This window comes from Mesorhizobium sp. M7A.F.Ca.CA.002.04.1.1 (assembly GCF_004022805.1).
GTDB lineage: Bacteria > Pseudomonadota > Alphaproteobacteria > Rhizobiales > Rhizobiaceae > Mesorhizobium > Mesorhizobium ciceri.
Genome location: NZ_RZPL01000731.1, coordinates 1 through 2,752 on the forward strand (window position 1 = coordinate 1; position 2,752 = coordinate 2,752).

The 2,752-nt window shown below is 63.8% G+C and carries 4 protein-coding genes; all 4 read left to right on the plus strand.

From position 1 onward, the window contains the following. Positions 1–181: hypothetical protein (locus ENZ75_RS34750; RefSeq protein WP_206617114.1), on the plus strand; the 181-nt coding region annotated here is incomplete at its 5' end. Positions 182–245: 64 nt separating this feature from the next. Beyond that, positions 246–1,550 carry a serine--tRNA ligase gene (gene serS / locus ENZ75_RS27535; protein WP_063168117.1) on the plus strand — a complete coding sequence of 435 codons (1,305 nt, stop codon included), beginning with the start codon at positions 246–248 and terminating at the stop codon, positions 1,548–1,550. Next, on the plus strand, positions 1,550–2,308 hold the full coding sequence (surE, locus tag ENZ75_RS27540; RefSeq protein WP_024503850.1) for a 5'/3'-nucleotidase SurE: 759 nt from the start codon (positions 1,550–1,552) through the stop codon (positions 2,306–2,308). Before serS ends, surE begins: the two co-directional genes overlap by 1 nt. Next, positions 2,305–2,752, plus strand: a 448-nt coding sequence (locus tag ENZ75_RS27545) for a methyltransferase domain-containing protein (RefSeq protein WP_128278460.1), incomplete at its 3' end; no start/stop codon positions are given. The genes surE and ENZ75_RS27545, both read left to right, overlap by 4 nt.

A 2,752-nucleotide genomic window follows, 5' to 3' on the forward strand; every position in this document is an offset into this window, starting at 1 on the left:
CCCCCGCCGTAGAGGCGGGTTTTTCATTTCAGGCTCTCCCCCGCCTTCAGCCGAAAGCGCGTCAAAGCGTGATCGCATGCTTGCGTTCCCCATGCCCCATCTTGCATCGATCGAGGATGCGGTTTACGCCCTCTGGCTGAAACGCATCGCACTGAAAGCGATGCGTTTCAGTTTTGTTTGAAGCATGTCGTTGTCCCAAACCGCTGCGCACTTTGGGCGACATGCTACCCCGGAGCGTTCAAACCATGCTTGACATCAAATGGATTCGCGACAACCCGAAGGCCCTTGTCGAGGCGCTGGTGAAGCGCTCGTGGTCGGCTGACGAGGCGCAGTCCACGGTCGGCGGGCTGATCGCCTCGGACGAGGCGCGGCGCGAACACGTTACCGAGCTACAGACCAAGCAGGAGCGCCGCAATGCCGCGTCGAAAGAGATCGGCAACGCCATGCGTTCGGGCGATGCTGCCCTGGCCGAGACGCTGAAAGCCGAAGTCGGCGAGATCAAGGTCTTCATCCAGAACGGCGAGGCGCGCGAACGCGAGCTGGACAAGGCGCTGAACGATGCGTTGGCGGTGCTGCCCAACGTGCCGTTCGACGACGTGCCTGTCGGCAAGGACGAGCACGACAATGTCGTCAAGCACATCGTCGGCAAGGTGCCGACGCGGCCGAACTGGGTGAAGGAGCATTTCGAGATCGGCGAAGCGCTCGGCATGATGGATTTCGAGCGCGCGGCAAAGCTGTCAGGCTCGCGCTTCACCGTGCTGAAAAGCGGGCTGGCGCGGATGGAACGCGCGCTCGGCCAGTTCATGCTCGATTTGCACACGACCGAGCATGGCTACGAGGAAGTCATTCCGCCGCTGATGGTCAAGGACGATGTTTTGTTCGGCACCAACCAATTGCCGAAGTTCGAGGAAGATCTGTTCTTTACGCCGCACGGGGAGGGCAGGCTTGGCCTGATTCCCACCGCCGAGGTCCCACTCACCAACCTTGTGCGTGAGGAAATCACCGCGCATGAAAAACTGCCGCTGCGCTACACCGCGCTGACACCGTGCTTCCGTTCGGAAGCGGGCTCGGCCGGGCGCGACACGCGCGGCATGCTGCGCCAGCATCAGTTCTACAAGGTCGAGCTGGTGTCGATCACCGATCAGGAATCGTCACTTGCCGAGCATGAGCGGATGACGCAATGCGCCGAGGAAGTGCTGAAGCGGCTCGGCCTGCCGTTCCGCACCATGACGCTGTGCACCGGCGACATGGGTTTTGGCGCACGCAAGACCTATGACATCGAGGTCTGGCTGCCCGGCCAGAACGCCTATCGCGAGATCTCGTCCTGCTCGGTGTGCGGCGATTTCCAGGCACGCCGCATGGACGCCCGCTACAAGGACAGGGACGGCAAGGGCAACCGCTTCGTCCACACGCTCAACGGCTCGGGCACAGCCGTTGGTCGCGCGCTCATCGCCGTCATCGAAAACTACCAGAACGAGGATGGCAGCGTAACCATTCCTGAAGTGCTGCGGCCTTACATGGGCGGTCTGGAAAAGATCGAAGCGAAATAATGCGTATCCTCCTGACCAATGACGACGGCATTCATGCCGAGGGCCTGGCGTCGCTCGAACGCGTCGCACGTACGCTGTCCGACGATGTCTGGGTGGTGGCGCCCGAGCAGGACCAGTCCGGCTATGCGCATTCGCTGTCGATCTCGGAGCCGCTGCGGCTGCGCAAGATTGGCGAGAAGCATTTTGCCGTGCGCGGCACGCCGACCGATTGCGTCATCATGGGCGTCAAGAAGATCCTGCCTGGCGCACCCGACCTGATCCTGTCCGGCATCAATTCGGGCGCCAACATCGCCGACGATGTCACCTATTCCGGCACCGTCGCCGGCGCCATGGAGGGCGCGCTGCTCGGCATTCGCTCGATCGCGCTCAGCCAGGGGTACAGCTATGTCGGCGAAGATCGCGTCGTGCCCTACGAGACGACGGAGGCGCTGGCGCCGGCGCTGCTGAAGAAACTTGTCGCGACGCCATTGCCGGACGGCGTGCTGCTCAACGTCAATTTTCCCAACTGCACGCCCGAGGAAGTCGCAGGCACGGTGGTCACCTCGCAGGGCAAGCTCGTGCACTCCCTGTGGGTCGACGAGCGCCGTGACGGGCGCGGCCTGCCTTACTACTGGTTGCGTTTCGGCCGCGAGCCGGTCGAAGGCAAGCAAGGCACCGACCTCTACGCCTTGCGCAACCGGCTGGTGTCGGTGACGCCGCTGCAGCTCGACCTTACCGCCCATGAAATCCGTGACCAACTGAGCAAGGCGCTCGCATGAACCAGGGCCTCCCGATCGACGACCGCGAAGGTTTTGCCGCCTTTCTGCTGCGTCTGCGCGGCCGGGGGACTGTGCCGAAGGCGCTGATCGCGGCCTTCGAGGCGACGCCGCGGCGCGGCTTCCTGGCGGCCCAGTTCCATCAGATCGCCTGGTCGGACCGCATGCTGCCGATCGAATGCGGCGAGGCGATCGAAGGCGCCGACATGCAGGCGGCGGTGATCGCCGCACTCACCATCGAGCAGGGCAACCGCGTGCTCGAGATCGGCACCGGCTCGGGCTACACCTCGGCGGTGATGTCGCGGCTGGCCGCGCGGGTCATCACCACCGATCGCTACAAGACGCTCGCCGAGCAGGCGCGGCAACGCTTCGAGGCGCTCGGCATCGGCAATGTGATCGTGCGCCACGCCGATGGTTCCGGCGGGCTGCCGAATGAAGGGCCATTTG